This window comes from Phenylobacterium sp. RIFCSPHIGHO2_01_FULL_69_31 (assembly GCF_001824475.1).
Classification (GTDB): Bacteria; Pseudomonadota; Alphaproteobacteria; order Caulobacterales; family Caulobacteraceae; genus Phenylobacterium.
Window position 1 is genome coordinate 1 of the sequence record NZ_MHXN01000013.1, and the last position, 26,159, is coordinate 26,159.

26 protein-coding genes are annotated in these 26,159 nt (G+C 69.7%); 13 read left to right on the top strand and 13 right to left on the bottom strand.

Annotated elements, in window-relative coordinates:
• Nucleotides 1-268: 268 nt before the first annotated feature.
• Both A2790_RS08450 and A2790_RS08455 read right to left on the bottom strand, forming a co-directional pair.
• A complete protein-coding gene (locus tag A2790_RS08450) occupies nt 269-460 on the bottom strand; it encodes a hypothetical protein (RefSeq protein WP_293389912.1) in 192 nt (63 codons plus the stop codon).
• Nucleotides 457-1,713 carry a PQQ-binding-like beta-propeller repeat protein gene (locus tag A2790_RS08455; protein WP_293389915.1) on the bottom strand — a complete coding sequence of 419 codons (1,257 nt, stop codon included), beginning with the start codon at nt 1,711-1,713 and terminating at the stop codon, nt 457-459. Before A2790_RS08455 ends, A2790_RS08450 begins: the two co-directional genes overlap by 4 nt.
• Nucleotides 1,714-2,051: 338 nt before the next feature.
• On the opposite strand from A2790_RS08455, the gene A2790_RS08460 reads away from it, so the two are divergent.
• Nucleotides 2,052-2,681, top strand: coding sequence for a PEPxxWA-CTERM sorting domain-containing protein (locus A2790_RS08460; protein ID WP_293389919.1), 630 nt, complete (start codon nt 2,052-2,054; stop codon nt 2,679-2,681).
• Between the two features lie 437 nt (nt 2,682-3,118).
• On the opposite strand, the gene A2790_RS08465 is transcribed toward A2790_RS08460, so the two are convergent.
• The 4 genes from A2790_RS08465 to A2790_RS08480 form a co-directional block, all read right to left on the bottom strand.
• Nucleotides 3,119-3,934, bottom strand: a complete 816-nt coding sequence (locus A2790_RS08465; protein ID WP_293389921.1) for a glycosyltransferase — start codon at nt 3,932-3,934, stop codon at nt 3,119-3,121.
• A gap of 86 nt (nt 3,935-4,020) precedes the next feature.
• Entirely contained in the window at nt 4,021-6,498 is a 2,478-nt protein-coding gene (locus A2790_RS08470; protein ID WP_293389924.1) for a TonB-dependent receptor, read from the bottom strand.
• Between the two features lie 30 nt (nt 6,499-6,528).
• The gene (locus tag A2790_RS08475; protein ID WP_293389927.1) at nt 6,529-7,515 is read right to left on the bottom strand and encodes a FecR domain-containing protein; all 987 of its coding nucleotides are present in this window, start codon (nt 7,513-7,515) and stop codon (nt 6,529-6,531) included.
• Between the two features lie 97 nt (nt 7,516-7,612).
• Nucleotides 7,613-8,164: an RNA polymerase sigma factor gene (locus A2790_RS08480; RefSeq protein ID WP_293389930.1), complete on the bottom strand. Its 552-nt coding sequence runs from the start codon at nt 8,162-8,164 to the stop codon at nt 7,613-7,615.
• Nucleotides 8,165-8,666: 502 nt separating this feature from the next.
• Between A2790_RS08480 and A2790_RS08485 the strand changes: the two genes are divergently transcribed.
• Both A2790_RS08485 and A2790_RS08490 read left to right on the top strand, forming a co-directional pair.
• Nucleotides 8,667-10,532, top strand: coding sequence for a phosphoenolpyruvate carboxykinase (GTP) (locus A2790_RS08485; RefSeq protein WP_293389933.1), 1,866 nt, complete (start codon nt 8,667-8,669; stop codon nt 10,530-10,532).
• A 668-nt stretch (nt 10,533-11,200) separates the two neighbouring features.
• Complete coding sequence (locus A2790_RS08490; protein WP_293389936.1) at nt 11,201-11,578, top strand: hypothetical protein; 378 nt, start codon at nt 11,201-11,203, stop codon at nt 11,576-11,578.
• Between the two features lie 7 nt (nt 11,579-11,585).
• Here A2790_RS08490 and A2790_RS08495 read toward each other — a convergent pair whose 3' ends face one another.
• The 3 genes from A2790_RS08495 to A2790_RS08505 form a co-directional block, all read right to left on the bottom strand.
• The gene (locus A2790_RS08495; RefSeq protein WP_293389938.1) at nt 11,586-13,514 is read right to left on the bottom strand and encodes a nucleoside-diphosphate sugar epimerase/dehydratase; all 1,929 of its coding nucleotides are present in this window, start codon (nt 13,512-13,514) and stop codon (nt 11,586-11,588) included.
• A 234-nt stretch (nt 13,515-13,748) separates the two neighbouring features.
• A complete protein-coding gene (locus tag A2790_RS08500; RefSeq protein WP_293389941.1) occupies nt 13,749-14,447 on the bottom strand; it encodes a TorF family putative porin in 699 nt (232 codons plus the stop codon).
• 185 nt (nt 14,448-14,632) lie between these two features.
• Nucleotides 14,633-15,433, bottom strand: coding sequence for an SDR family NAD(P)-dependent oxidoreductase (locus tag A2790_RS08505; protein ID WP_293389944.1), 801 nt, complete (start codon nt 15,431-15,433; stop codon nt 14,633-14,635).
• A 53-nt stretch (nt 15,434-15,486) separates the two neighbouring features.
• Here A2790_RS08505 and queF point away from each other — a divergent pair, with 53 nt between their 5' ends.
• On the top strand, nt 15,487-15,942 hold the full coding sequence (gene queF / locus A2790_RS08510; RefSeq protein ID WP_293389947.1) for a preQ(1) synthase: 456 nt from the start codon (nt 15,487-15,489) through the stop codon (nt 15,940-15,942).
• Nucleotides 15,943-16,268: 326 nt separating this feature from the next.
• Here queF and A2790_RS08515 read toward each other — a convergent pair whose 3' ends face one another.
• A complete protein-coding gene (locus A2790_RS08515) occupies nt 16,269-16,880 on the bottom strand; it encodes a nitroreductase (protein ID WP_293389950.1) in 612 nt (203 codons plus the stop codon).
• 84 nt (nt 16,881-16,964) lie between these two features.
• On the opposite strand from A2790_RS08515, the gene A2790_RS08520 reads away from it, so the two are divergent.
• From A2790_RS08520 to A2790_RS08530, 3 genes are all read left to right on the top strand, one after another.
• Entirely contained in the window at nt 16,965-17,579 is a 615-nt protein-coding gene (locus tag A2790_RS08520; protein ID WP_293389953.1) for an NUDIX hydrolase, read from the top strand.
• Nucleotides 17,580-17,607: 28 nt separating this feature from the next.
• Nucleotides 17,608-18,438, top strand: coding sequence for a serine O-acetyltransferase (gene cysE, locus A2790_RS08525; RefSeq protein ID WP_293389956.1), 831 nt, complete (start codon nt 17,608-17,610; stop codon nt 18,436-18,438).
• Nucleotides 18,439-18,500: 62 nt separating this feature from the next.
• Complete coding sequence (locus A2790_RS08530; RefSeq protein ID WP_068876285.1) at nt 18,501-18,707, top strand: DUF3126 family protein; 207 nt, start codon at nt 18,501-18,503, stop codon at nt 18,705-18,707.
• Nucleotides 18,708-18,719: 12 nt separating this feature from the next.
• Here the strand turns inward: A2790_RS08530 and A2790_RS08535 are convergent, their stop codons facing one another.
• Both A2790_RS08535 and A2790_RS08540 read right to left on the bottom strand, forming a co-directional pair.
• Nucleotides 18,720-19,268, bottom strand: coding sequence for an SOS response-associated peptidase family protein (locus A2790_RS08535; RefSeq protein ID WP_293389959.1), 549 nt, complete (start codon nt 19,266-19,268; stop codon nt 18,720-18,722).
• A gap of 47 nt (nt 19,269-19,315) precedes the next feature.
• Nucleotides 19,316-19,999, bottom strand: coding sequence for a peptidase S24 (locus A2790_RS08540; RefSeq protein WP_293389962.1), 684 nt, complete (start codon nt 19,997-19,999; stop codon nt 19,316-19,318).
• 28 nt (nt 20,000-20,027) lie between these two features.
• Between A2790_RS08540 and A2790_RS08545 the strand changes: the two genes are divergently transcribed.
• The 4 genes from A2790_RS08545 (at nt 20,028) to A2790_RS08560 (ending at nt 22,662) form a co-directional block, all read left to right on the top strand.
• Nucleotides 20,028-20,282 (top strand): hypothetical protein, encoded by a 255-nt coding sequence (locus A2790_RS08545; RefSeq protein WP_293389965.1) that lies wholly within the window; start codon nt 20,028-20,030, stop codon nt 20,280-20,282.
• On the top strand, nt 20,279-20,476 hold the full coding sequence (locus A2790_RS08550) for a hypothetical protein (RefSeq protein ID WP_293389968.1): 198 nt from the start codon (nt 20,279-20,281) through the stop codon (nt 20,474-20,476). Before A2790_RS08545 ends, A2790_RS08550 begins: the two co-directional genes overlap by 4 nt.
• Nucleotides 20,473-21,072, top strand: a complete 600-nt coding sequence (locus A2790_RS08555; RefSeq protein WP_293389971.1) for a hypothetical protein — start codon at nt 20,473-20,475, stop codon at nt 21,070-21,072. The genes A2790_RS08550 and A2790_RS08555 overlap by 4 nt, the downstream gene beginning before the upstream one ends.
• Nucleotides 21,073-21,198: 126 nt before the next feature.
• Nucleotides 21,199-22,662, top strand: a complete 1,464-nt coding sequence (locus tag A2790_RS08560; RefSeq protein ID WP_293389974.1) for a tetratricopeptide repeat protein — start codon at nt 21,199-21,201, stop codon at nt 22,660-22,662.
• Nucleotides 22,663-22,851: 189 nt separating this feature from the next.
• On the opposite strand, the gene A2790_RS08565 is transcribed toward A2790_RS08560, so the two are convergent.
• A complete protein-coding gene (locus A2790_RS08565; RefSeq protein ID WP_293389977.1) occupies nt 22,852-23,355 on the bottom strand; it encodes an N-acetyltransferase in 504 nt (167 codons plus the stop codon).
• Nucleotides 23,356-23,600: 245 nt separating this feature from the next.
• On the opposite strand from A2790_RS08565, the gene A2790_RS08570 reads away from it, so the two are divergent.
• Entirely contained in the window at nt 23,601-24,632 is a 1,032-nt protein-coding gene (locus A2790_RS08570; protein WP_293389980.1) for an alpha/beta hydrolase, read from the top strand.
• A 99-nt stretch (nt 24,633-24,731) separates the two neighbouring features.
• Nucleotides 24,732-26,159 (top strand): serine hydrolase, encoded by a 1,428-nt coding sequence (locus A2790_RS08575; protein ID WP_293389983.1) that lies wholly within the window; start codon nt 24,732-24,734, stop codon nt 26,157-26,159.

Consider the following 26,159-nt stretch of genomic DNA (forward strand, 5'->3'; position numbering starts at 1 on the left):
CGATATCCAAGCCCACCGTGACGACCTCTTCCATGGCGCTCCTCCATCTCTGCCGACCTCACGGTGCGGCGGGGGATGGGGAGCCGTCCACGGCATCAGGAGCGGACATTGGGACTGCTCCACGAACCGGACATTCGTCGCGCGCCAGAGTCCGTTTCCCAGCCTGGTGCTTAGACAGGCTGCGCACTGTAATGTGAGACTTCGTCTTGGCCTGAACCGGGCCTCTGGGTCCGCCACCGCATGCGACAGACCTGATAGGCCGAGCGCTTCACGATCTCGCATTGCTGAGGTCGAGGATCGCAGTCTCGTCAGGTTGAGAGAGCCGGAGCTCGACGATGCGCCTGAGGCCGTCGGGCGCGTGGTCGATCTGCGAGCGGCCGCCGTTTTGAGCGGCGAACGTTCGCTCGATGAGCCGTGTGCCGAAGCCGCTGACGACGGGTGCGGTAACCAGCAGTATCACTGCAGCTTGACGAGGGCTTGGTAGGAGTCGACCCAGAGACCGCCATCGACGGGAGCGACGTGACCGAAGTTCCAGTTGGGCTCGGCAGTGGGGCGCGAGAACGACCAGAGCAGCGCGCGGGTTTCGAGGTCCAGCGCATTCAATCGGCCGCCCGGCAGGACGGGCGCCGGCGTTACGGGCTTGCCGCCGACGTAGACGATCCGGTCCTGCACCTCCGCGGCTGGGGCCGCGCCGGGATGACCCTGGAAATAGAGAACCCGTCCCGCCACGGCGGTGGAGGGAGCGGTGTCGCTATACTGGCCCGGGATTTCCCACGCCGTGCGGCCGGTGGCCTTGTCGAAGGCGATCAGGACAGTCTTCGAAACGCCGATCAGCACAGGACCCGCATCCACGAGTCCGCCTACGGCGATGGGGCGTTGGCGACCTTCGACCGAGCGCTGCACGACCAGCGGCGGCCAACGGTCGCGGCCGTTCGCGAGGTTGATCGCATAGAGGGTGGATTCGTCGTCGTCGAAGCCAAAGAGGGTGTCGGCCGTGACGATGGGCTGACCCAAGCAGGCGCCGGTCGAGATCCGGGTCGGCGCGTGAGCATAGCGCCACCGCTCCTGACCGGTGCTGGCGTCGAGGGCGACCAGGTAGCGCATGTGGCGCGCCGGTGCGTTTGGGGTCGCTTCGGCGATGCGCACGCCGCGACTGACATAGACCACACCGTTGCGCACGACGGGCCGCGACTTGCAGGCCTTGAACTGGGCGAATTCGACCTTCCACCTCTCGCGCCCAGTCGCGGCGTCGAGCGCACGGAAAAAGCCATCCTCACCGAGCACAAAGGCCAGCCCGCCGCCCGCCGCCGCCGCCGCCCCGAGCTCTGTGTTGGGGCCCCGCCACAGTTCCTTGCCGGTTGCCGCCGATAACGCCACCAGCGTGTTGCCCATCGGGGCGATGACGGCTTCCCCGAACACCGCGGGCGCGGTGGCCACGAACGGGGCGCCACTTCGCGTACCCGCGGGCCGGGCTGACCACTTCAACCTGCCGCTGGCGAGGTCGATGGCGAAGAGGCCGCCCTTGTTGGTGGCGTTGCCCGCGAAGAGTGTCGTTTCCGTCAGCGTCGCAGGACCCCAATCGCGGAAGCCGGGATTGATCGTGAGCTTTTCGATCGGCCTCGCGCGCAGGGGCACGATAGCGTTCGCGCCATCCCGGACGTTGGGGCGTGTTTCGGTCTGCGCGAACGGCGCGGTCGCAGCCCCAAACGCCATAACTGCCGCTGCCGCGCACCCCAACAGTCTGCACATCATAGAGACACCCCTGCGGACGTTGCGCATTCCAAGATCCAATGGGACCGCCGGGCTGGATTGAGACGCGAGTCGCCCGCGGGTTGCATGGGATGTTCGTACTATTGCCGCGCCTTCGGATTGCTGGTCGGTTTGGTCAAAGTCCTGAAGACTTCCTGAGGGGCGTCCACACCAAGCCGTGCGCCTCCAGCGGGCTAAGGCTTCGATCGCGCTATCCGCAGGAGACGACTGTCATGCGTCTACCAGTCTGGCCACTCGCCGCCGCAATCCTGTCCTTTGGACTTCCGGCCGCAGGCGCCCCATTGATCGGATTCACGGACAACACCTTCGACGCCGCGTCGTTTGGCTCCCTGTCCGACACCCAGGCGAACGCGGCCGTCGGGTGGACCCAGACCGTTGCGACCACCGACGTAACCGTCCGTGCGCTCCTAGGCGCCGTGTCGGGCGCGAGTGGGAACTGGTGGATCACAACGAAGCTCGGGCCGACGGCGACCCCGGCCGACGTCGTGGCCTCTGGTGTCTATACGGCGCCGAGCCTGGGGTTGAATTTTGACTTCAACGGCCAGCCCCGCACAGAGCTTGCCAGCGGTCTCAGTTTCGCCGCCGGCTCTTACTTTCTCGTCCTGGACGGCCCGCCCGGGCCGGCGATCGGGAACGCGGCGTGGATCGGCGGCGCCGGTCCTGCTGACACCGTCGAACTCGCGGCCGGTTTCACCCTTGGATCCTACTACTACGCGACCCAATTCGATGACCCGCTGAGCGAGTTCGGACCCTCGTCGTCGTTCATGGTCACCCCCGGCGAAGGTCGCTTGGTGTTTGAATTGGATGGGCGGATTGCGGGCGTGCCGGAGCCGGCCACTTGGCTCATGCTGATCGGCGGCTTCGGCCTGGTGGGGGCGGCGATTCGGCGACGCGCGACCGCCTCGGCTTAAGAGCGGCTCGGCGAGGGATGACGGTGCTGCCTGGGACGTGGCGCTCGCCGACTTGTCATCCTGGGCGACGCCCACGGCCATGCCTTCGACCTCAATTTCATGTCGCCTGCGGGCGGGGGCCTGGCCGCGCCGGCGCCGTCGGACCCAAAAGCGGCCCCGGCCAACGAATCGCCCGCTGGTGCTGACGATCTGAAATCGACGCTGCGCCGAGCGAGCTTGCGAAGACTGCGTGCGAGCTGATCGGCCCACAGGCAGTCAGGGCGCCTACAGCGGACCCTACGAGCTTCGCCTCCGAGTCAACTTCCGACGAGCGATTGGCTCGGCCGACTTCGCCTCGGCGCCTCTCCCCCGGAACTCCGGACGCGCGCCTCGCGCACGGGCAGATCCGCCATGACGCGACAATCGCGCTGACGGCGGGTCGGCCGGTCGCTACGCCCTCAGCGCGCGAGGCCGACGACGCCGCGGAGGCCGGCGACGCGGGCGGGCTCGTGGGTGGCGGCTTTGCGGGCGGCCAGGACGTCGGCGGCGCGGGCCCGCGAGAGCAGGGGCAGGCTGGCCGAGAGGAGGGCCACGACCAGGCCCAGGTGGCCCTCGCGCCAGCCGCCGCGTCCGACGTAGGCGCGGAGGAAGGTGGTGAGAGCCGTCCAGACGCCGGGGCCCGGGCGGCCGGTGTCGGCCAGGTCTTCGGCGGCGAGGGCGGTGAGGCGGGCCACGCGCTCCATCAGGCCGCCGACGTCGCGGCCCAGCGAGCGGCGGATGGCGCCCTTCAGGGCGCCGCCGGGGCGGCCGGCCATGGCGGCGGTGGCGTTCAGGCGGCGGGGCTCCCACGCCTTCAGGCCGCGCTTGTAGAGCCGCGGCTCGGCGCGGGCGCTGAGCGCGCCGGCCCAGCCGTCGCGGACCAGGGTCTCGCCCACATAGTTGTCGATGGGCAGGTCGTACCAGTCGCCGGCCGGGCGCATCTGCAGCACCGCGCGGATCTCCCAGGCGAGGGCCGCGTCGACCAGCTCGTCCGGGTCGATTTCCAGGATCCAGTCGCCGGAGCAGGCTTCGACGCCGGCGGCCTTGCGCTGGCCCTCCAGCGGGAAGATGCCGTCGATGACGATGGCGCCGTGGCGGCGCGCGATCTCCTGCGACCGGTCGGTGCAGCGGTCGGCGACCACCACGATCTCATCGCAGAAGGACAGTTTGCGCAGGCATTCCGAAAGCTGCGCATCCTGGTTCTGCACGCAAACGAGCGCAGACAGCCTGACCACCCCGAACGCTCCCATCCCGACAACCCCGTTGTGAGATAAGACGCCGCCCGCGGGCGCAGCCCCCCAGCCGAAGCTTTACTATTCGTTCAGAAAGCGGCGCCGAGCCTAAGACCGACCGTGCGGGGGCGTTGGGGCGTGGCCTGGCGGACCCCTTGCTGGCTGAAGCTGAACGGGTTGCCGTAGGCGAAGGTGTCGCCGTCGTCGTCGAACGGATTGCTGACGTAGGCCATCAGCCGCCAGCGGTCGGTGGCCAACTCCGCCGAGAGCTGGGCCCGGAGATAGTGCCCCATCCGCTGCTGCTGGCTGGCGTCGAACGTGAGCGTCGAGCGGCCGACGTAGTTGGCCTCGGCCACCAGGCGCAGGGTGAAGTCGCCGGGAAGGGGGCGTTCGTAGGCCGCCAGCATGCCCCCCGACAGCTTCGGAACGCCCGGGAGGTCGTCGGTGATCGGCGCGTCGAAGTCGGGGTTCGGGTTCTTGACCCGCGAGTCGGAGAGCAGGCCGTTGAGCTGGAGGGAGAGGCCGAAGGGCCAGTCGTAGACGACCTCGGCCTCGAGACCCGCGATGCGGGCGTCCGCGACATTGGCCGTGTAGGAGAGGCCGGAGGTGCGGTAGCGGTCGCTCTGGATGTGGCTCCAGTCGTCGTAGTAGGCGGCCGCCCGCACGCCCAGCCGGTTGTCCATCCGGCGGACCTTCACGCCCACCTCGTAGTTGCGCAGCCGGTCGGCGGTGAAGGTCGCGCGGCTTGCCCGGATCGGGAAGAAGCCGCTGGAGTTGAACCCGCCGGGCCGGTAGCCCTCGGTGACCAGGGCGTACATGAGGTCCCCGTTCGCGAACTGGCGCTGGACGGAGAGCTTGGGCGAGAAGCCGTTGAAGATGCGGGCCTGGTCGAAGGACCGCGGCTGGTACGGGTGGACGACGTCCAGGGTGGCGGTGGTGTGGACCCGGGTCTCGAAAAGGCGGCCCCCCAGGGTGGCGCTCCAGCCGCCGCCGAAATCGTAGGAGCCCTCGCCATAGACGGCGTACTCGCGCTGCCGGTCCTTCCGGTTCTCGGTGTAGGCGGTCATCACAACGGGGCCGGTGGAGAGGACGCCCAGGGTCGAGGGGTAGCGTTCCAGGGTGCGCGCGGCATAGAGGCCGAAGATCCAGTTGAACGCGCCGACGCCGGATGAGCGGATCACCAGATCCTGGACCAGCAGGTTCGACCGTGTGGCCTCGGTGAAGACGCCGAGATCCGTCGGGTCGGCGATGCCGCCGAGCGGGGCGGTGGGGATCGAGGGATCGACCGCCGCGAAGGCGTCGAACTGGCTCGAGAAGACGTGGTGGACGTAGCTGGTCGAGGACGTCAGGGCGCCCCACGGAAACTCGCCCTGCAGGGTCGCGCCCACGTAGGAGAAGTCGTTGTTGTGCGCCTCGCGCACCCGGTTGGCGCGCTGGGCAGGGGCGCCGGGCCAGTCGGTGGTCGGGTCCTCGAGCGCGATGCCGAGGGCGCCGGTGGCCGAGCCGGTGCGGGTGGTGACGTACTGGGTGTCGTTGGAGCGCAGGTGCTGGGTGGCCGCCAGGGCGTCGAGCCGCCAGTGGTCGTCGATGCGGACCCGCACGGCGATGCGGCCGCCGTCGCGCCGGGTCTGGTCGACATTGGCGATCCGCAGCTTCACGTCGTCGAGGTAGCCGCCCTGCGTGTCGCGATAGGCGGCGATGCGGACGGCGATGCGGTCCTGGATCAGCGGCAGGCTGGCGTAGCCGTCGACCTCGTGGCTGGGATCGCCGCCCTTGGTCCAGGCGATGCCGGCCGAGGCGCCGAAAGCCGCGCGCTCCAGGTCGGGCTTGCTGGTGACGATGCGGTAGATTCCGGCCAGGGAGCCGGAGCCGTAGAGCGCCCCCTGGGGACCGCGCACGACCTCGACGCGGTCGATGTCGACCAGGCGGAGGTCGGGGTCCGGGGCGTTGTAGTTGATGGGAGCGTCGTCGAGATAGGTCGAGACGGTCGAGCGGGCGCGGCCGGTGAAGGCGCCGTCGGAGAGGCCGCGGATCAGCAGCTTGTCGCGACCGGGCCCAAGGTTGGTGGTGAGCACCCCGGCGAGCTGGCCGGTGGTCTGCCCGACGTCGACCGCGCGGGTGGCGCCGATCTGGTCGCGGGTGATCGCGCTGACCCCGGCCGGGAGCTGTTCGAGCGCCACGGGGCGCTTGCTGGCGGTGACGACGACCTCCGACACCAGCGCCGGCGCGCGGGGCGCGTCGCGGCCGGGCGGCTCATCCGGCGCCGGGCGCGCCCCGGCCAGGATGCGCACGGTCCGCGCGTCGATGATGCTGTAGCGGCAGGGCGCCTCGGCCAGGAGGCGGTCCAGCGCCTCGCGGACGGTGTACCGGCCCGAGAGCGCGACCCGGCCGTCCGGCCCGCAACTGGCGGTGCCCAGGATCGAGATGTTGGCCTGGAGGCCGAGGTCGATCAGGGCGTCGGCGTAGGCGCGGGGGGGAATCGCGAAGCGCAGGCGCGCGTCGGCGGCCTCAGCGCCGCCCGCCACGCAGGCCAGGGCGACGCCGCCGAGCAACGTCTGCAGAGGCAAACTGCGCCTCGGTATGGCTCCACGCCCTCATCAGCGGTCGGACGCAACATCGCGCCGCAGGACCACGCCCGCGTCGGAACGTACCGCGCTTATGGGAACCAGCAAGGCCAGGCGGCGGATTACCGCATCCTGATCGTCGAGGACCAGCACGCCGGAGATGGGCGTGGCTGCGAGCTCGGCGTCTTCCACCCGGATGGGCGTGACAAACTGCTGGTTGAGGTCGGCGATGACTTCGCTCAAGGGCTGCTGGCGGTAGACCAGCCGGCCGGAGCGCCAGCCCAGGACCTCCGCCGGTTCGGCGGCGGCCACGCGCGTGGCCGCGGCTCCCTCGACGTGGTCGAGCCGCTGACCGGGATGCAGGCGATAGGCCTTGCCGGACGCGCCGCCCGCGGGCCGCACCTCGACCGCGCCGCGCGCCACGGTGACCGAGACCTTGCCGCCGAGACGCCGGACATCGAACTGGGTGCCGACGACCCGGATCGTCCGGTCGCCGGCCGCCACCGTGAACGGACGGCGGGCGTCGTGGGCGACGTCGAAGACGGCCTGGCCTTCGGCCAGCGTCACGCGCCGGCCGTCCCGGCCGAGGCTGACCGACATCCGCGCGCCGCCGTTGAGGTCGACGATGGAGCCATCCGCAAGCTCGACCGTCCGCCGCTCGCCCTTGGCGGTGGCGTAGGTCTCAGTCTGCGGGCCCGAGATCTCCGGGGCGACGACGACCGCCAGCGCGGCGGCGGCGGCCATGACGCCGAAGCCCACCAGGGCCCGGCGGTTCGTCGGCCGGACAGGGGCCGTGCGGCGTTGCGAGAGGGCGAGCGCCACCTCGTCCGCCGCGGCGGCGTAGGCGTGCGAGACGGCGAGGGCGGCATCGAAGGCGGCCGCGTTCGCGGGGGCGGCCGACAGCCAGGCGTCAAACGTCGCCGCCTCGGCCTCGCCGAGGTCGCCGGCTTCGAGCCGCACGACCCATGCGGCGGCGTCCTCGCGCCGCGCATCGTCGCCATGTCGCCGAGCGTTGATCATCGTCCCTTCCAGAGCCGCCGCGTGCGGCGGCCCGTCGCAGGGATAGACGCCGCCGGCCGGCTTCGCCCCCCCGTCGAGGAATGCAATTTATGGTAGTTCATCGGCCAAGCTTCTCTGTTAGCGCCTTGAGCGCGGCCGAGATGTGCTTCTCCACGGACTTGACCGATATCCCCATGATCCGGGCCGTTTCCGCATGGCTGCGGCCCTCCAGCTTGTGGGTGCGGAAGGCGCGCTGCATCTGCGGTGGCAGCTCGGCCACGGCGTCCACGAGCTGGCGCAGGCGCTGGCGCGAGGCGACCGCCTCGTCGGCGGGCACGTCCTCGGCGACGTCCTCGCCCCCGATCGAGGCGTGGGCCACCCGCCGCCAGGCCGCCTCGCGGGCGCCGGCGCGCGCCTCGCCGCGGGCGCGGTCGAGCATGACGTTGGTGGCGACGCGATAGATCAGGGCGACGGGGTTCTCGGCCGTCACCGAAGGATCGCGGGTGGCCAGCTTCACATAGAGTTCCTGGGCCAGGTCCTCCGCGATCGCGCGCGAGCCGGTCCGGGCGGCGAAGAAGCGGACGAGGTTGGCCCGTCGCTCCAGGTAGATCTCGAGCAGGGGATCAGTGGGCCGCGCGGGCGGGCCCTTGGGGTCCGGCACGAAGCTCACGCAGACAGCCGCCCGTCTTCCGGCGGGCCGGGCCGGGCCGTCAAACTGTGGCGGGGCTGATGCATGGTCGCGCCGGCAGTGGAACCTCAGGCAGAGACATGCCGCATTCTGAGGGCCGCGCCAACTTTGCTGCAGCGGGAGCGGGGGGGAAGGCCGATCGGCGGCGTCTAGGCATGGACGTCATATGGTTGACGGCGCCTCGCGGCCGCCGTCTTGGGGGTGACGTCATGGCGTGCGGGTCGCGGGGGAGCGGCCCGCACGTTCTCCCCCCAAGGTCACCGCCGGCGAATCGCCGCCCAGGCGAGCGCTGCGGCCAGACCGGCATTTCCACAGGCAAGATGTCGAAACTCTGAGCCAGATCAGTACGATCACGCGTTGTGGAACGCGTTCGGACTGGCCCAAGGTATGCAGACGCAGCTTCTCATTCTATGAGATTGCTCTCAGCGAGAGAGCAATTCGGGACAGTCAGCTGTGCCGTAATGGGCCCAAGGAGTCGTTGTCTATGAGCCTGAAGACCGTGCCGGGGCTTGAGCCCGCGCCGACGAAACACGCCAAACTGGTGCAGTGGGTGCGTGACATCGCCGACCTGGCCCAGCCTGACCGCGTCGTCTGGTGCGACGGGTCGGACGCCGAATGGACCCGCCTGACGGGCGAGCTGGTGGCCGCCGGCACGCTGAAGCCGCTGAACCCCGAAAAGCGCCCGAACTCGTTCTATGCTGCCTCGGACCCGCGGGACGTGGCGCGTGTCGAGAGCCGTACCTTCATCTGCTCCGAGAAGCCCGAGGACGCCGGCCCGACCAACAACTGGCTGGACCCCGCCGAGATGCGCGCGGACCTGAAGGACCTGTTCAAGGGCGTGATGCGCGGCCGCACGATGTATGTGGTGCCGTTCTGCATGGGCCCGCTGGGCTCGAAGATCAGCCAGATCGGCGTGGAGATCACCGACAGCGCCTATGTGGCCGTGTCGATGAAGATCATGACCCGCATGGGGAAGGGCGCCCTGGACATGCTGGGCGAGGACGGCTTCTTCGTGCCCGCGGTCCACTCGGTAGGCATGCCGCTGGTGGACGGGGTCAAGGACGTGGCCTGGCCCTGCAACGAAATCAAATACATCGTCCATTTTCCTGAGACGCGCGAGATCTGGTCGTACGGCTCGGGCTATGGCGGCAACGCCCTCCTGGGCAAGAAGTGCTTCGCCCTGCGGATCGCCTCGGTCATGGCCCGCGACGAGGGCTGGTTCGCCGAGCACATGCTGATCCTGAAGCTTACCTCTCCGGAGGGGGCGGTGAAGTACGTGGCCGCCGCCTTCCCCAGCGCCTGCGGCAAGACCAACATGGCCATGCTGCAGCCGACGCTGGCGGGCTGGAAGGCCGAGACGATCGGCGACGACATCTGCTGGATGCGGTTCGGCGAGGACGGCCGCCTCTACGCCATCAACCCCGAGGCTGGGTTCTTCGGCGTGGCGCCGGGGACGGGCATCGAGACCAACCGCAACGCCATCGACGCCCTCTGGGGCAATTCGATCTTCACCAACGTGGCGCTGACCGACGACGGCGACGTGTGGTGGGAAGGCCTGACGCCCGAAGCGCCGGCGCACCTCATCGACTGGAAGGGCCGCGACTGGACCCCGGAGTGCGCCGAGCCCGCCGCGCACCCGAACGCGCGCTTCACGGTGCCGGCCTCGCAGTGCCCGGTGGCGGCACCCGAATGGGAAGACCCGGCGGGCGTGCCGATCTCGGCGATCCTGTTCGGTGGCCGCAGGGCCTCGGCGGTGCCGCTGGTGACCGAAGCCCGCAACTGGCGCCACGGCGTGTTCATGGCCTCCAACGTGGCCTCCGAGGGCACCGCGGCGGCCGAGAACGCCATCGGCGAGCTGCGGCGCGACCCCTTCGCCATGCTGCCCTTCTGCGGCTACAACATGGGCGATTATTTCAACCACTGGGTGAAAACGGGTGAGGCGGCGGACGCTTCCAAGCTGCCGCGGATCTTCTTCGTGAACTGGTTCCGCAAGGACGAGCGCGGCAAGTTCGTCTGGCCGGGCTATGGCGAGAACAGCCGGGTGCTGAAGTGGATCGCCGAGCGGCTGGACGGCAAGGCCGATGCGGTGGACACGCCCATCGGCCGCGTGCCGACCAAGGCCAGCCTGGACCTGTCGGGCCTCAGCCTGACCGACGCGCAGCTGGACCTGCTCCTCACCGTCGATCCGGCCATCTGGACGCAGGAAGCGGCCCTGATCCCGGCCTTCTACGAGCGGTTCGGCGATCACATGCCCAAGGCGCTTTGGGACGAGTACGCGGCGCTGGTCGAACGCCTGAAGGCGGCCGCGGCCACCGAGGCGGCCGACGAACGGATCGTGGCGGCCGAATAGAAGCCTCCCGAGCGCAACGAAAAGGCCGCGGCGAGCCGCGGCCTTTGTCGTGCGGCTTGCTCATGTTCCGGTTTTGTTCTTAACTTGGAGGCCTCTGCCTCTCAGCCTGTGACGCTGGCAGACAGAGGTGGGCGGATGGCGAAGCGGGACGGGAAGATCGGCGGCGTCAGTGTCGGGGAGGTCGTAGGGCAACTGTTCAACGCGCCGAACACAGCGGCCGGTTTGGCTTATGGCAGCGTAGGTCATGCTCTCGGGGTCATGGCCCATGCCGTGGACCGACGGGTTCCGCAGCCACGCATTTCGACGCGAGGCGGAAGGACAGAGTTCTTCAACAATCCACTGGCCTACCAGGGAGCCATCACGCTCGGCGAGGTCACTTATGGAGACGATCCCTATTCTCCGGCTGGAAGAAGGACGTGGCGGAACAAGGAGGTCAGTGAGGGGCATCCGGTGTGGGAGCATGAGCGTCAGCATGTCCTACAGGGGCGTCAGCTGGGACCTGCGTATTTGCCGTCGAACGTGCTGGGCGGGCTGACGGCCTCGATTTTCGACCGTGACTGGCACGGACCGCGAAATTGGAACGAGCGCGGACCTCAGATGCAGCCGGCAAGACCTTGGCCAAGACGTCGACCTCGATCAGGTGCGCGATGAGACTCCTGAGCTCCGGCGTGTTGCTGGCGACCGGGCTGACCCTTTGCGCCTGCGATCCGATGCCCATGGTTTCGCTGAAGAATGAGACCGCCGGCGAGGTCAAAGTCCGTTTCCTCGCGAGCGTTCCCGGCGAAGTCGGGCCGGACAAGGCCTATAAGCTCCGCCCTCGTGAAGACGCAGACCTTCCGGCGGGCTACATGTTCCGAAACCACATGGTGGTCGAGGGCGGCGGGTGCCGCTGGACCTTTCCAGTCGTGCCGGAAGCCACGATCGACGGCAGCATGGGGGGGCAGACCCCCCTCGCGATCGGCTCGGACTGGCGCCTGTACGTGAGGGATCCCTCCGTACAGCCCAAGGGCTGGCCGGTGGCGCCATCGAGCAAGGCATGCGGTTGAGGCGGTTCTAGCCGCCCGTGATCACGCGCAGGCTGGGTTGAGCGGCCGGCTTTTCGCCACGGACCTGGGCCACCAGGTCGAACAGGGTGGCGCGGACAGCCTCCACGTCGCCGGCGTCCACCACCGCCGCCAGGGCCTCGATGTGGCCGGGGGTGACGCGGACGGCCGAACTGGAGATCACCTCCATCACCTTGGGCGCGGCGGGCAGGGCGTGCTCGGTCTCGTCCAGCAGCGCCTCGGTCAGCTTTTCGCCGGGGCGCAGGCCGGTGATCTCGATCTCGATGTCCCGGCGGCCGGACAGGGCGATCATCTGGCGGGCGAGGTCGAGGATGCTGACCGGCTCGCCCATCTCCAGCAGGAACAGGCGCGAGTCGCGGCGGTCGTCTTCATGGCAGGCGGCCGTGGCGTGCAGCACGAGCTGGGCCGCCTCGGGGATGGTCATGAAGAAGCGCGTCATGTCGGGGTGGGTGACCGTCACCGGCCCGCCGCGCTCGATCTGCGACTTGAAGATCGGCACCACCGAGCCGGACGAGCCCAGGACGTTGCCGAAGCGCACGGCCGAGAACCGGGTGCCCTCGACGGTGCTCTGCTGGGCCTGGATAACGGCCTCGGCCAGGCGCTTGGTGGCGCCCATGGCGTTGGTGGGGTCCACGGCCTTGTCGGTGGAGATCAGCACCATCTGGCGGGCGCCGCAGGCCTTGGAGGCCTCGGCCACGTTCCAGGTGCCGATCACGTTGGTGAGGATGCCCTCCATCGGATGGCGCTCGACCATGGAGACGTGCTTCAGCGCCGCGGCGTGGAAGACCAGGTCCGGCATCTCCCGGCCGAGGACGGCGCTGGTGCGGCGGCCGTCACGCACGTCGCACAGCACGGCCTTGACCGAGATGTGCGGGAAGGTCTCCCGCATCTCGCGCTCGATCTCGAACAGCGCGGTCTCGGAGAAGTCGAGGACGGTCAGGTGCGCGCAGTTGAAGGCGGCGACCTGGCGGCAGAGCTCGGACCCGATGGAGCCGCCGGCGCCGGTGATCAGGACCCGCCGACCCTTGATCAGGCCGCCGATGGCTCTGCGGTCCAGTTCGATGGGCTCGCGGGCCAGCAGCTCCTCGATGTTGATGTCGCGCATCGGCAGCAGGGTCAGGCCGTCGTGCTGCGAAAGCTCGACGATGGAGGGCAGGCGCAGGAGCCGGATGCCGTCGGTCTTCAGGCGGCCCAGGACGTCGGCGGTGAGGCCCTTCAGCTTGCCCGGCTCCTCAAGGAAGAGGATGGCGCGAGGGTAGCGGTTCCAGCGGCGCAGGTCGGCCAGGGCCTCGTCCAGGCGATCGATGGCCTCGAGGATGCAGACGCCGCGCACCTGGGCGCCCACGTCGCGGCGGTCGGTGCCGATGATGCCCACGGGCGTATAGGTGCGGTCGTGGCTGCGGGCGACGTCGCGCAGGTAGGTGTCGGCCAGCGACGGCGGGCCGATCAGGAGCAGCGACGGCGACTGGGTCATCCGGTCGGTGATGGTCTTGAGCGGCGAGAAGCTCTCGAGCGCGTGCTCGTGCAGCGCGCGGCGCATGATCCGCACGCCCATGGCGCTGACCATCTGGAACAGGGGCGCCATGACCAGGGTGGAGCGGGGCAGGCCCTCGGCGCGGTCCAGGACGAAGACCGCCAGGAGGAACACGCCGACCGTCAGCAGCGCGCTGCGGGCGAGCACCAGGGCGTCGGGGATCGAGACGTAGCGCCAGGGCGACAGCTCGCGGCGGAACATCAGGCTGAAAGCCGCCGCGATGGCGGCGTAGAGCGCGGCCAGCTGGAAGAAGCTGAGGGCGCCGGCCTGGCCGAACCCCAGCTCGGGCTGGGTGGGGGCGACGAAGAACGCGATGGCGAAGGCCAGGGCCGCGAGCAGGGCGTCGAAGATCACGGTCTGGGCCCGGACGGCCATCCGCTCCATGCGCCGCACTCCACTCACGATAGCGATTCCCAAATCATAGGCCCGGTCGCGCGGGCGGTCAGTAAAACTTGGACATAGCGGAGTTTTTCCGCGGTCGGCGCCCGACTAGCTCATGACAGGCGTCCGGCGAGCGCGGCCGAACTTAAGAACAGGGCGCCCCCTGTGCAACGGAAAAGCCGCCGCGAGGTCCGCGACGGCTTCCGTACAACCGATAAAGCTAAGCTTTGGTTGCGACTACCACGCGAACTTGATGCCGCCGACCACGCGCGCGTCGGCGAGACCGCCGGACAGGTTCTTGGACACGTTGGTGTCGAAGTAGCGGAGGTCGAGGCTGATGTTGTCGGTCAGGGCGTAACCGCCGCCGACGTTCCAGGTCGTGTAGTCGATGCCGGTGTCCACTTCCTGGCGGCCGATGGCGCCGCTGAAGGTGAACTTCGTGTCGGGCACGGCGACGGCGGCGTTCGCCTCGTAGTACCAGGCATCGCCGGTCTTGCCGAAGAACTCGGGCGAGTAATAGACGGCGGCGCCCAGGGTCGCCGGGCCGGCCGGGACGGAGGCGGCGACCTTGCCTTCCCAATAGTCCTGGTTCGAGCCGGACGGCTGGTCGATATAGCCGTAGTAGATCACGCCGATGTCGAAGGTGATCGGGCCGGCGGTCGGCTTGATGCCGGCGTACAGGTCGAATTCGGCGTCCGTGCCGTTGTTGAAGTCGACGGTCGAGACCCACGCGCCGGCGTAGCCGATACCCATGGTGGCGTCGACGCCGCCGAACACGGACGGATCTTCGTCGGACTGGCTGAAGCCGCGGAACACGTAGTCGGTGTTCGCGCCGACATTGAAAGCGAAGCTCGGGCCACTGTCCTGCGCCTGCGCGGCGCCAGCGAGCGCCAGCGAGCCAACAGCGGCCGCCAGCGCAATTTTCAGCGTTCTCATTCTCTTATCCCCTCTTACGTCCGTCCGGCCGGAGCCGACGGGCGTAACCATGGTCGTCGGGGCGGCGTGCAGATCACAACGTGACGAACACGCGACAGCGCAGCCTCGGGATGGCTGACGATAGATTGGGCGCCCGCATCCCGGATTGCCCGGAAAGCGGGCAAGCTGACCTTGCGGCAGCGTTTTTAGCGCGCCACCAGTGCGGCGAATCCGAGGTGCGATCCGGCGTCCACGAGCAGCGTCTCGCCGGTCACGTGGCGCGAATGGGGCGAGGCCAGGAACACGGCCGAGGCGGCGATGTCCTCTGCTGTGGACGCCACCTTGAGCGGGGTGCTGGCCGCCGCGTTGGCGCGCACCTTCTCGGCGGCGGCTTCGCCCATCCCCTTGCCGAACCACGGGGTGTCGATGAACCCGGGGCAGACCGCGTTCACGCGGATCTTCGGCGCCAGCGCGCGGGCCAGCGACAGGGTCATGGTGTTGAGCGCGCCCTTGGAGGCGGCGTAGGGGACGGAGGATCCGATGCCGGTGACCCCGGCGATCGACGCCGTCATGACCACCGCGCCGGGGCGGGGCGCCGCCTCCAGCAGCGCCCGGCAAGCCCGGACCATCTGGTAGGGACCCACGACATTCACGGCATAGAGGTCGAGGAAGTCCTGGCCGGAGACGCCGTCGAGGTTGGCATGGCCGTTGAACTTGGTGGTGCCCGCGTTGTTGAAGAGGGCGTCGATGCGCCCGTAGGGCTCCGCGGCCGCGGCGATGCGGCGGCAATCGTCGTCGTTGGCGACGTCGCCCTGGACGAGCATGGTCTCCGCGCCATGGGCCTGGCACTGGCGCGCGGTCTCCTCGGCGTCGTCGCGGTTGCGGGCGTAGTTGATCACCACCGCCTTTGCGCCGCGCGAGGCGACCTCGACCGCCACCGCGCGCCCGAGCCCGGTAGAGGCGCCGGTCACCACCACCACGAAGTCCTGATAGTCGCCCTTGGCCATCGCCGCGCCTCCCGATGTTGTTTGGGGTGCTAGTAGCCGGTAAAGCGCCCGCCATGGAAGAGACCCACCTCACGCAGCTGGGCCGCGAGACCCGGGGCTTCGACAGCCCGGAGACGGCGGTCCTTGAACGCGTGCCGAACCCGCACCCCGGCACGGCCTATCTGGTGCGCTTCACGGCGCCCGAGTTCACATCATTGTGCCCGGTCACCGGTCAGCCGGATTTCGCGCACCTGGTGATCGACTACGTCCCCCGCGACTGGCTCGTGGAATCCAAGTCGCTCAAGCTGTATCTGGGCTCGTTCCGCAACCATGGCGCTTTTCACGAGGACTGCACGGTGGCGGTGGGCAAGCGCCTGATCGATCTCCTGACGCCCCAGTGGCTCAGGATCGGCGGGTACTGGTATCCGCGAGGCGGCATTCCCATCGACGTGTTCTGGCAAAGCGGCCCGGCGCCCGAAGGACTGTGGTTGCCCGATCAAGGCGTCGCGCCATATCGAGGGCGTGGCTGAACGTATCGGTGGCCCGCCTTGAGTTGCCACGTGGATGTACGTCTTGTGAATACTCGCCCCATCGCAGCATAGATCGATGCGCCGCGACGTATAGCTGCATCGTTCCCGGAGCTTCACTATCGAGATCGCCGGAGGGCCTACTCTCGCGCCAGGCGAAGTGGCCATCCGAACCTATTCGCGCGCCTATTCGGGCTTCCCAAAAGTCGCCAGGAGGCCTATACGTAACGCGCCCATACTCTCCTCGGGCGTGTCACCTCAGGCCGGGCGGCGCGGCGCGTCGTCCGGCCGCCGTGTTTCTGGCGGTCGGATTCTGAAGGGCGGCGCCTCTAGGGCGTCCAGCGACGGACGAGGGGATCGAGGTCTGGGCGCTCTCGCTCCAGCGGCGCTTCCCGGGCCGTGCCGATCAGCACGAAGCCGGCCACCCGCTCGCCTTCTCTCACGCCCAGAACAGCCGTCGCGTCCGCGTCGTAGCTGTACCAGTCCGTGATCCAGTTTGCGCCGAAGCCCATGGCGAGCGCTGCGTAGAGCAGGTTGGTGCAGACGACCCCGGCCGACAGGATCTGTTCCCACTCCGGGATTGCGCCGGGGCGGGGTGACGAGATCACAGCCACGGCCATCGGCGGGATCTTCAGCTTTGCGAGCTTGGCCGCGAGGGTCGCATCGCCGCGGGACTGGGCGAGGGCGTCCAGCCTGGCGGCGAAGGCCGCCTTGTCCGCGCCCTCCAGGATCACGAAACGCCACGGCGCGAGTTTGCCGTGGTCGGGCGCGCGAGCGGCGATCCGTAGAAGATCGGCCAACTGACTGCCGTTGGGCGCAGGCTCGGCCAGCGTCACCGCCGGCGTCGAGCGGCGAAGCGCCAGGAAGCGCAGAACATCGGGGGCGGCTTCGAAGGGAAGCGCCGCCCCGAACTCGGGGGCGGGCGGCAAGGCTGAGGTCAACGGCTGGTCCGGTGTCTGGAGTCCCGGTAGGTGGGATCCTCTTTATGGGGCCGCCGCTGCGATCCGCAAGGCGAGGGGAGGAACATGATGGCGAAGCCGGCCTGGCTGAGATCGCACGGCAAGCCCTGGGTGCGGGGCCCGGGCGCGGTGGTCTACGACAATCCCTGGATCTCAGTGACGGAGTACGCGGCCACCGCGCCGACCGGGGCGCCGGCCCGCTACGGGCTGGTCGGCTTCAAGAACTATGCGATCGCCATCCTGCCGCTCTACGACGACGGCTCCACGGTGCTGGTGGGCCAGAACCGCTTTCCGGCGGCGGACTACAGCTGGGAGCTGCCGGAAGGCGGCGGCCCGGTCGACGAGGACCCGCTGGAAAGCGCCAAGCGCGAACTGGCCGAGGAGACGGGCCTGCAAGCCGCCGAGTGGCACGAGGTGATGCGCACGCAGCTGTCGAACTCGGTCACCGACGAACTGATGTTCGGCTACCTCGCGCTGGGGCTGTCGCGGGCCCGGGCCGGGCAGGAGATGGACGACACCGAGGCCCTGGAGGTCGCGCGCGTTCCGTTCCGCGAGGCGTTGGACGTCGCGATGGCCGGCGAGATCAAGGATATGCTGACGGTGGCGATGCTGCTGAAGGCTTACCATATGGCTCGGGAAGGGCTTTTGGCGCCTGCGCTTGCGCGCGCCATGTTAGGCTAGGGAGAAGCCTATGGGTCGGGAGGAGACCATGAGTCAGCGCCTGGAGGTGGTGAACCCCGCCACGCCGCCGCCCGTGTGGGCCGCACTGCGCAACGAGGCCTATGCCGCCGCAAAGAACGAGGCCGCGCTGGCCAGCCTGCTGGCGGCCGTGATCCTGAACCACGACAGCCTGGGCGATGCGCTGAGCTATCAGCTGGCCCGCAAGCTGGGCGACCAGGAGCTGCGGGCCATGAGCCTGCGCGACACGGTCGAGGAGGCCTATGAGGCCGATCCCTCCATCGTGGAGATCGCCGAGGCCGACCTGAAGGCGGTGTTCGAGCGGGATCCGGCCTGCAAGGGCTATGTCCAGCCGTTCCTGTTCTTCAAGGGGTTCCTGGCCCTGCAGACGCACCGGGTGGCGCACTGGCTCTACAACGAGGGCCGCGAGACGCTGGCGTTCTATCTGCAGAGCCGGTCGAGCGAGCTGTTCCAGGTGGACATCAACCCGGCGACCCGGATCGGCCGCGGCGTCTTCGTCGACCACGGCACCGGCATCGTGATCGGGGAGACGGCGGTGATCGGCGACGATGTGTCGATGCTCCAGGGCGTGACCCTGGGCGGGACCGGCGCCGAGCAGGGCGACCGGCATCCGAAGATCGGCCGCGGCGTGCTGCTGGGCGCGGGCGCCAAGGTGCTGGGCAACATCACCATCGGCGACTACGCCAAGATCGCGTCGGGCTCGGTGGTGCTGAAGCCGGTGCCGTCGGGCTGCACCGCGGCCGGGGTGCCGGCGCGGCTGGTCAACTGCCCGACCTGCGAGGAGCCGGCCAAGAGCATGGACCACACCCTGGCCGATGCTGTGTACGACTACGTCATCTGAGGTTTCGCCCGGGCGTCGGACCGGCTAGGTTCCGCGCAACGATTTGCACGGAGCGTTTTGGCGTGGACGAGAGAGCTATCCGCAAGGTCGAAGGCCACCTCCGGGGGACTTTCGCGAACGCGCGCATCACGCTCGTGCCGCGCCCGAAGCAGAAGGACTCCGCCGAGGTCTATATCGGCGAGGAGTTCATCGGCGTGGTGTTCGAGGACGAGGACGGCGACGGCTCGTACGTCTTCAACATGTCGATCCTGGCCGAGGATCTGCCCTAACAGGCGTCAGCCTTAGCGAATCTGGACCACCTTCAGCGTGCCCGCAGGCGCAGGCGCGATGGCCGGTTGCGGCTGGCTGACGTCCAGCCAGGCGGCCCACTGCGCGTGGGGCAGGATGGCGATCTGACGGTCGTGGTACGGCGCGATGTCCGGCCCGGGCGGGCAGGTGAGCAGGGTGAAGCGATCGTCGCGGATCAGGCCGGCGACGCCCAGCACCGCATCGTCGCTCGCCGTGAAGCGCCACTTCGACTTCGGGGCCTTCGGACCCGTGAACTCGAAGAAGGCGTCGATGGGGACCAGGCACCGGCCCTTTGGAAAGCTGCGTCCGTCCGAGCGGAAGTTGATCACCGGCCCCCGAGGGCCGGGAAACCCCCAGCGCATCTGGGCAAGGCGCGCCGTCCCCTCGTGGCCGGTGACGATGTAGGCCGGGTCCGTGGGCCGGACCGAGGCCCGGGGCTCCATGTTGGGCGCGCCGCCCTCAAAGGTCAGCGGCAGCTCGAGCTGGGCGAACTGCCTGAGCAGCTCGTCGAGGGATCGCTCCTGGGCGAATTCGTTGCACATGTAATCTACAGATCTGGTGGTCGGGGATCGACGTCTAAATCATACAGTCAAGCCGCACCGCGGATGATCCGGCGGGCCTGGAACGGCGGGATGATGGCGGTGATGTGGGCCGCCCAGCGCAGGCGGGCGTCGCGGCGCATGGGGCCGGCCACACTCTCCAAGTCGTAGAGGCCGGGGCGCGAGCCGCGCAGCAGCCGCTTGACCAGAACCTCGTCGGTGTCGGTCTCGACGATCACCACCTGGCCCAGCATGTCGGGCGTGGGCGCGGTGCGCTGGTCCTCGAAATAGATCAGGGCCCCGTCGTCGGCGAGGCCGCGCATGGAGTGGCCGACCACCCGCAGCGCGCGGGCTCGGTCGGTCCCACCCGGGGGGATCGGCGCCAGTTCGGCCGGGTCCTGGCCGAGGGCGAACAGCACCGTGCCGTCGGGGTTGGCCCCCACGCGCCCGACCACCGGGACTTCGGTCGCATCGCCCCCACCCGGCCGGGCCGGCCCCGTGGCGTCGTAGAGCCACTCGGCGCTGACCCCGAAGGCGGCGGCGTATTCCTTGGCGCGCCGATAGGAGAAGGGGGCGTTGCCGTTCTCGTTCGAGGCATAGGTGTTGCGGCTCCACCCATGTGCGTCCGCAGCTGACGCAGCGGTGTCGTAGCCTCTGTCCAGGCGGGCCTGCCGGAGCCGTTGTGCGCGACCGTCCATGGTGGTGTAGATAACCTGCAGACAAAGGTTGCGCAATCCACCGTATGTTTCCTACATTTCGATCATGGAAACCTCATCCCACATCCCATCGACCTACGCCGCGCTCCGGTACGGCGGGGCCTCCCAATCCCGCGCCCAGGCGGAGCTGGCGCTCACGCCGCGGCAGGCCGGCATGCTCGAAAACGTCTTCAGGGTCGCCCGGCCCGGCAAGATGCTGGACCGGATGCGACCGCGGTTCGCCCGGCACGAGGCGCATGTGGCCGCGGTCGTGGCGGCCGGGGGCTATCCGGCGCTGACGGCGCCGGGGGTCCGGCGATGAGCGGGGCTCCGGACGCTGCGGCCCTGGTGGCGGGAGCGCTCAGCCGCCGCCGCGCGGCCGAGCGCGGCCGCTTCCTGCGCGAACTCCTGGCGCACACGGCCGCGGGCCTGGTGGTCATCGAAGGAGAAGCCGAGGCGTCAGAGGCGGTCTATCGCCTGGCCGACGCGGTGGTGGCGCGGGGGGTGACGCCATGAGCGGGCCGAAAACCTCCCGCGATCCGGCCCTGAAGGCCCAGCGGGCGGCGCGCGACCGGCTGCTGCGCCTGGAGCGGCAGGCGAAGGCGCGGGGCGAGGCGGCGGCGGTGGCCGCCGGCGTCGCCGAGACGGTGGCCCTGTCCCGCGCCCGCGGCCAGGCGGTGGCAGGACCCGCGCCCGGCGCCCGGGCGCAACCCTACCGGCGGCAGAGCGGGCTGGACTGGCTGGCGGCCAAGGGGCGGATCGATCCCTCGGCCAAGGCGGCGGGCGAGCTCTATGGCCGGGTCTATCGGCGGGTGAAGCTGGAGAAGGCGATCCCGTCCACCCTGGACCCGCGGGTGCGCGGCGAGTTCGTCCCCCCGTCGATCCAGGACGTCCTGGCGCACGGGGAGGAGACCGAACTGGCGCGCCGCCGGCTGGCCGACTTCCGCCGGCGGCTGTGGCGCCAGCCCGACCTGGTCGCGGCGTGCGACCTGGTCTGCGGCGAGGAACGCACCCCGCGCGAGGCCGCCGGCGGCGACCGGGACGCCGGGCGGCTGGAGGCGGTGCTGAAGGTGGCCCTGGACATCCTGGCGGCGGGCGGCGAGGCGAGGTGAGGGGGCGGCCGCGCAGCGTGCGGGCGCAACGCGGAAGCGTGTTATGCCCGTGCACGTGTATAGCGTGATGGCCTTGGAGGTCGTAACCGAAGGCATCGCATCGGTCGCGATCATGGGGTGACGGGAATGATGCGGAACACTGTCTGGCTCGCGCTGGGACTGGCTCTGGCGGCGCAAGGCGGGGCCAGAGCGCAGGACCAGGGGCGGCCCGTCATCGACCGCAACGCCATCGCCTGCGCCTCCGGCGAGCCGGAGGAAATGGTGCGGGCGTGTACCCGCATCATCGAGGGGCCGAGCCGGACGCCCGTCGAGCGCGCCGTGGCGCTGCGCAACCGCGGCTTCGTCCATCAGCAGCGCGGCGCGTGGGACCGGGCCATCGCCGACTACGACGCGGCCCTGGAGCTGGGCCCCGCCGCCGCCCGGACCGAGGGCGTGGTGGCGCGCACCTACGTCAATCGCGGGATGGCCCATGCGGCGAAGGGGGACGACGGCCGCGCGGCCGCCGACTACGCGGCCGCCATCGCCGCGGATCCGACCGTGGCCTCGGCCTATCTGAACCGCGCGGGGGTGGCCATGCGGCGCGGCGACAACGCGGCCGCCCTGGCTGACCTCGACGCCGCCGCGCGGCTTTCGCCGCAGGATGGGGCTGTCTTCGTCACCCGCGGCGTGCTGCGCAGCAACGCCGGCGACGTCGAGGCCGCGATCGCGGACTTCTCGACCGCCATTTCCCTGGACCCGGCCGACGCCGTGGCCTGGCGCAATCGGGGCCTCGCCCACCAGAAGGCGGGGAACGCCGCGCGTGCCGAGGCCGACGCGGCGGAGGCGCTGCGCCTCGATCCCGGTGTGGCCGGCGGCCACCGGGCGCGGGGAACCGCGCTGCAGGCCCTGGGGCGCGGCGATCAGGCCATCGCCGAGTTCGGCCGGGCCATCGATCTCAATCCGACGGACGCGGAGCTGATCAAGGTGCGCGGCGACGCCTACCTGGCCGAGGGCGCGCGTGCGCTCGCCATCGCCGACTTCACCCGCGCCATCGCGCTGAATCCCATGTTCCGGGACGCCTACAACAACCGGGCCGCGGCCTATATGCAGCAGGCCGACTGGGACCGGGCGGTCGACGACCTGGGACACGCCATCGCCATCGACCCGCACCATGTCGACGCCCTGCTCAACCGCGCCCAGGCCCTGAAGGCCAAGGGCAAGGGTTCGCTGGCGATGGCCGACTACGACCGGGTGATCGCCCTCGATCCGACGCGTGAGGTCGCCTTCCGCCAGCGGGCCGGCCTCCATCAGGCGAAGGGCGACCACGTGGCGGCCGTGGCGGACTACAGCGCGGCGCTCGCGCTCGACCCGAAGGATGCGGCGGCCTGGCGCGGGCGCGGCATCTCGGAGCTGAAGCGGGGCCGCGGCGAGGCCGCCATCGCCGATCTCACCCAGGCCATCGCGCTGGAGCCGAACGACGCCCTTGCCTTGCACCATCGCAGCATCGCCTATGCCGCGTCGCAGGACATGCGCCGCGCGCGCGCCGACGACGAGGCGGCCCTCCGGTTGGACCCGCGGCTGGCGAAGTCCGCGCGGACGTCGGGGCCTTAGAACCCGCCTCCTCCAAATCGTATCCTTCGCGGGGCCGGACGGCGACCGTCGTCTTGTTCGCTGTTTGTTCTTGACATCCGCGCGCGAATTTGAGAGAGTTCTGTCAGGGTTGATTACTGCGCCTCGAGTCCGGTTGCCGATGCTCCGAGGCGCTACTGGGGCGCCGGTCTGTGGCCGCGGGTCCTCGTCCTATGGCGCATCGAAAGCGGGGTGGAAGCTCACCTCGCCGACGGGGCGCGGCCCGTTCAAGGTCAGGCATTGGAAGGCCCAGGCGGGTCCGCCGGCGTGGTGAAGCCGTGGATCGCGCTCAAAGCCGAAGCGAGCGTAGTAAGCGGGGGCTCCCAGGAGGACGCAACCGCCGGCGCCCATCGACTGGAGACGCCACAATCCCTCCCGGATCAGGGCCTGTCCTATTCCGTTCCGCTGTCGATGCGGCCAGACAGCTACAGGTCCGAGCCCGTACCAGTCGCTCGGCCGGCCGTTGATCGCGACCGGCGAGAAGGCGACATGGCCGGCGATCTCGTTCGCATCGGTCGCAACGAGGGAAAGGGTCAGGGCGCCTGCCGCTCGCAACGCATCGATGACCCTGGGTTCGACGCCATCGCTGAACGGCAAGCCCGCGAACGCGGCCTCGGTGAGGGCGTAGATCGTGGTCGCGTCTTCCGGACGCTCCCGTCGAAGGCGGAGTTGCATGCTGTTGAGCCTGTAGAGGGGACCGGGGGGCGCAGCCGACCAAACCGGCCGCGATCAGCGCGGCCGTCGCAGCTGTTGGTGGGTGTCTCGTCAGATCGAGACGCTCAGCAGGTTTCCGCAGTCTCTAGCATGCTCCTTGGTAGCGCGCTTCGGGTGCAGGACGCAAACAAGCTCCGGTGAGGTCCGGGCTTGCATCTCGCCAGGATTTACATGCGTAATGCGCGCAGGTCGGTGGAGGCGAGAGCATGCCGCGGCGCATCATCTCCGTGAGCGCGGCCGTACTGGCGGCCGGGTTCGCAAACCTGGGGCAAGCCGAGCCGCCGAGGGCGCAGGCGTCACCCTCCGCGGATGCATTGCTGGCGTATGCCCGTCCGCAGACGCTGGTGGCCTTGCCGGACGGACGGCGGCTCAACCTGTACTGCGTGGGCGAAGGGCGGCCGACCGTGATCCTGGACGGCGGCCTGGGCGAAAGCACGCTGACCTGGGCCAAGGTGCAGCCAGCGATCGCCAGGACGACCCGCGTCTGCTCGTACGACCGCGCCGGCTATGCGTTCAGCGACCCCGGACCGTTTCCGCGCGATGCGCAGCACATCGTCGCTGACCTGCAACAGTTGCTCAGGGCTGCCGATCTTGCGCCGCCCTACGTGCTCGTCGGGCATTCGCTGACCGGGCAGACGATGCGGCTGTTCGCCAGCCGGGAACCGGCGAGCACGGCGGCCTTGGTGCTTGTGGATCCGGCGCTGGACCACGCCCAGCGTCGCGCTGCGCTGGTCTCGCCGGCGGTCGGCGCCCTCATCGGCGAGGGCAAGGCCAAGTCCGACGGATGCATGCAAACCATTGCGGCTGCCAAGCCGCGGGAGGACATGTTCAAGGCTTGTGGAGGACCGCCGCCGAAGATCCCAGGCTATCCGGAGGCGCTGAACGAAGCTTTGGCCCGCATGTACCTCGATCCGGTCTTCGCCCGCACGGGCATCTCCGAAGCCGAGAGCATGAGTACGGCGAACGCCGATCAGATCGCCGCCGAGCAGCGTCCTTACGGGGCCATGCCGCTCGTCGTGCTCACGGCGACGGAGCGAGCAGAGGCGGACGCGCCCGAGCTGCGCCAGGATCTGCAAAAAGTCTGGCTGGCGGCGCACCAGGAGATCGTCGGCCTCTCGTCGGGAGGGCGGCTGGTCGAAGTGGAGGGCGCGGACCACGCCATGCAGTACAGCAAGCCCGACGCCGTCGTCGCCGCGATCGAAGACGTGGTCGCGAGCGTCCAGCGGAGCGGTCGGTAGTCCGCTGGTCAGAGCGGCTTTTGACGGCATGCGTGCACGCGGACATCAATGGGTGGCGGCCGTTCAAGGCGCCGGACCGATTTGGGGCATGGACCGATGATGCGTCTTCTCACGTTCCTGTTGGCTGCGCTGCTCGCGTGGGTGGCCGCGATGCAGGCGCCGGCGCTCGCGGACGTGGTCAAGCCGGCTTCGCCGGTCGTGGCGCCGGCGAGCGACGCCGACGTCGAGAGATGGCTTCGCTTTCGGATCGAACGGCAGAAGCTGGCGACGGGCGGCGTGGTCGCGATCGTGCGGCCGACCGGGCGGAGCCTGATCGCCTATGGGCCCACCGACCGGCAGCGGGCGCGGCGGCTGGGCGGCGATTCCGTGTTCGAGATCGCCTCGCTTTCGAAGGTCTTCACGGCCCTGCTGCTCGCCGACTTCGTCGTTCGCGGCGAAGCGCGGCTGGAGGGCCCGCTTGCGGGATACGTGCCGCCGGGCGTGACGGTCCCGGCGTTCGACGGCGCGGCCATCACGCTGGCGGATCTGGCGACGCACACCTCCGGCCTGCCGCTTCGGCCGGGCAACATCGAGGGCGCGCCAGACCGGCCCAACAAGTACGCTGGCTATTCCTTCGCGCAGCTCTACGCGGACCTGCCGACCCACACGCTCGGCCAGGCGCCGGGCTCCCAATTCCGCTATTCAAACCTTGGTGTCGCCCTGCTGGGCCAGGGCCTGGCGCTGAAGGCTCGGGAGCCTTTCCCCGACCTGCTGCGCCGCCGCGTCACCGGTCCGCTGGGCCTCGTCGACACGCAGTTCGGCGAGCCCCCGGAGGCGGCGGGACGGCGCGCCCAGGGGCACGACCTCGACCTCAAGCCCATCGGCCCGTCGGACGACGGCGTCCTGGCTCCCGCCGGCGGGCTCCGCTCGACCCCGAACGATCTCCTGCGGCTGCTGGAGCTTTTCCTCACGGGCGTGGGGCCGGGCGAACTGCCCGCGGCGGCGCGGCTGATGATGGAGGTCGATCGGCCCGGCGACGATGCGAACGCCCGCATGGCGCTGGGCTGGCGGCGAACGACGATCCACGGCGAGACGTACTACTGGAGCCACGGCAGCGGTGACGGCGCCCGGGCGTTCATGGGCTTCAACCCCGCGCGGCGCATCGGCGTCGTCGCCATCGCGGACGCGGCGAGCGGGGCGGGCCTCGACGACATCGGCCGACGGGTGCTGGATCCGCAACAGGACGTCGACCTGAAGGTGACGCCCCGGCGACGCGAGGTCGCCGTGCCCCCGGCCGCCCTGGAACGCGTGCTCGGAACCTACGAGTACGCCGCGGACGACCGCATTCAGATCAGCCGCGGGGAGACGGGGCTGATCGTGACGGCCGGGGCCAGCCAGCTTCTCATCGTCCCGCAATCGCCGACGCGGTTCTTCTCCAAGTACGGCGGGGACATTCTGTTCGAGTTCCCTGGGTCCGGGCCGGCGCCGTCGCCCACCTTGGTCCTGCATCAGGACGGCGAGCGGTTCGTGTATCGCAGGGTCCCCTAG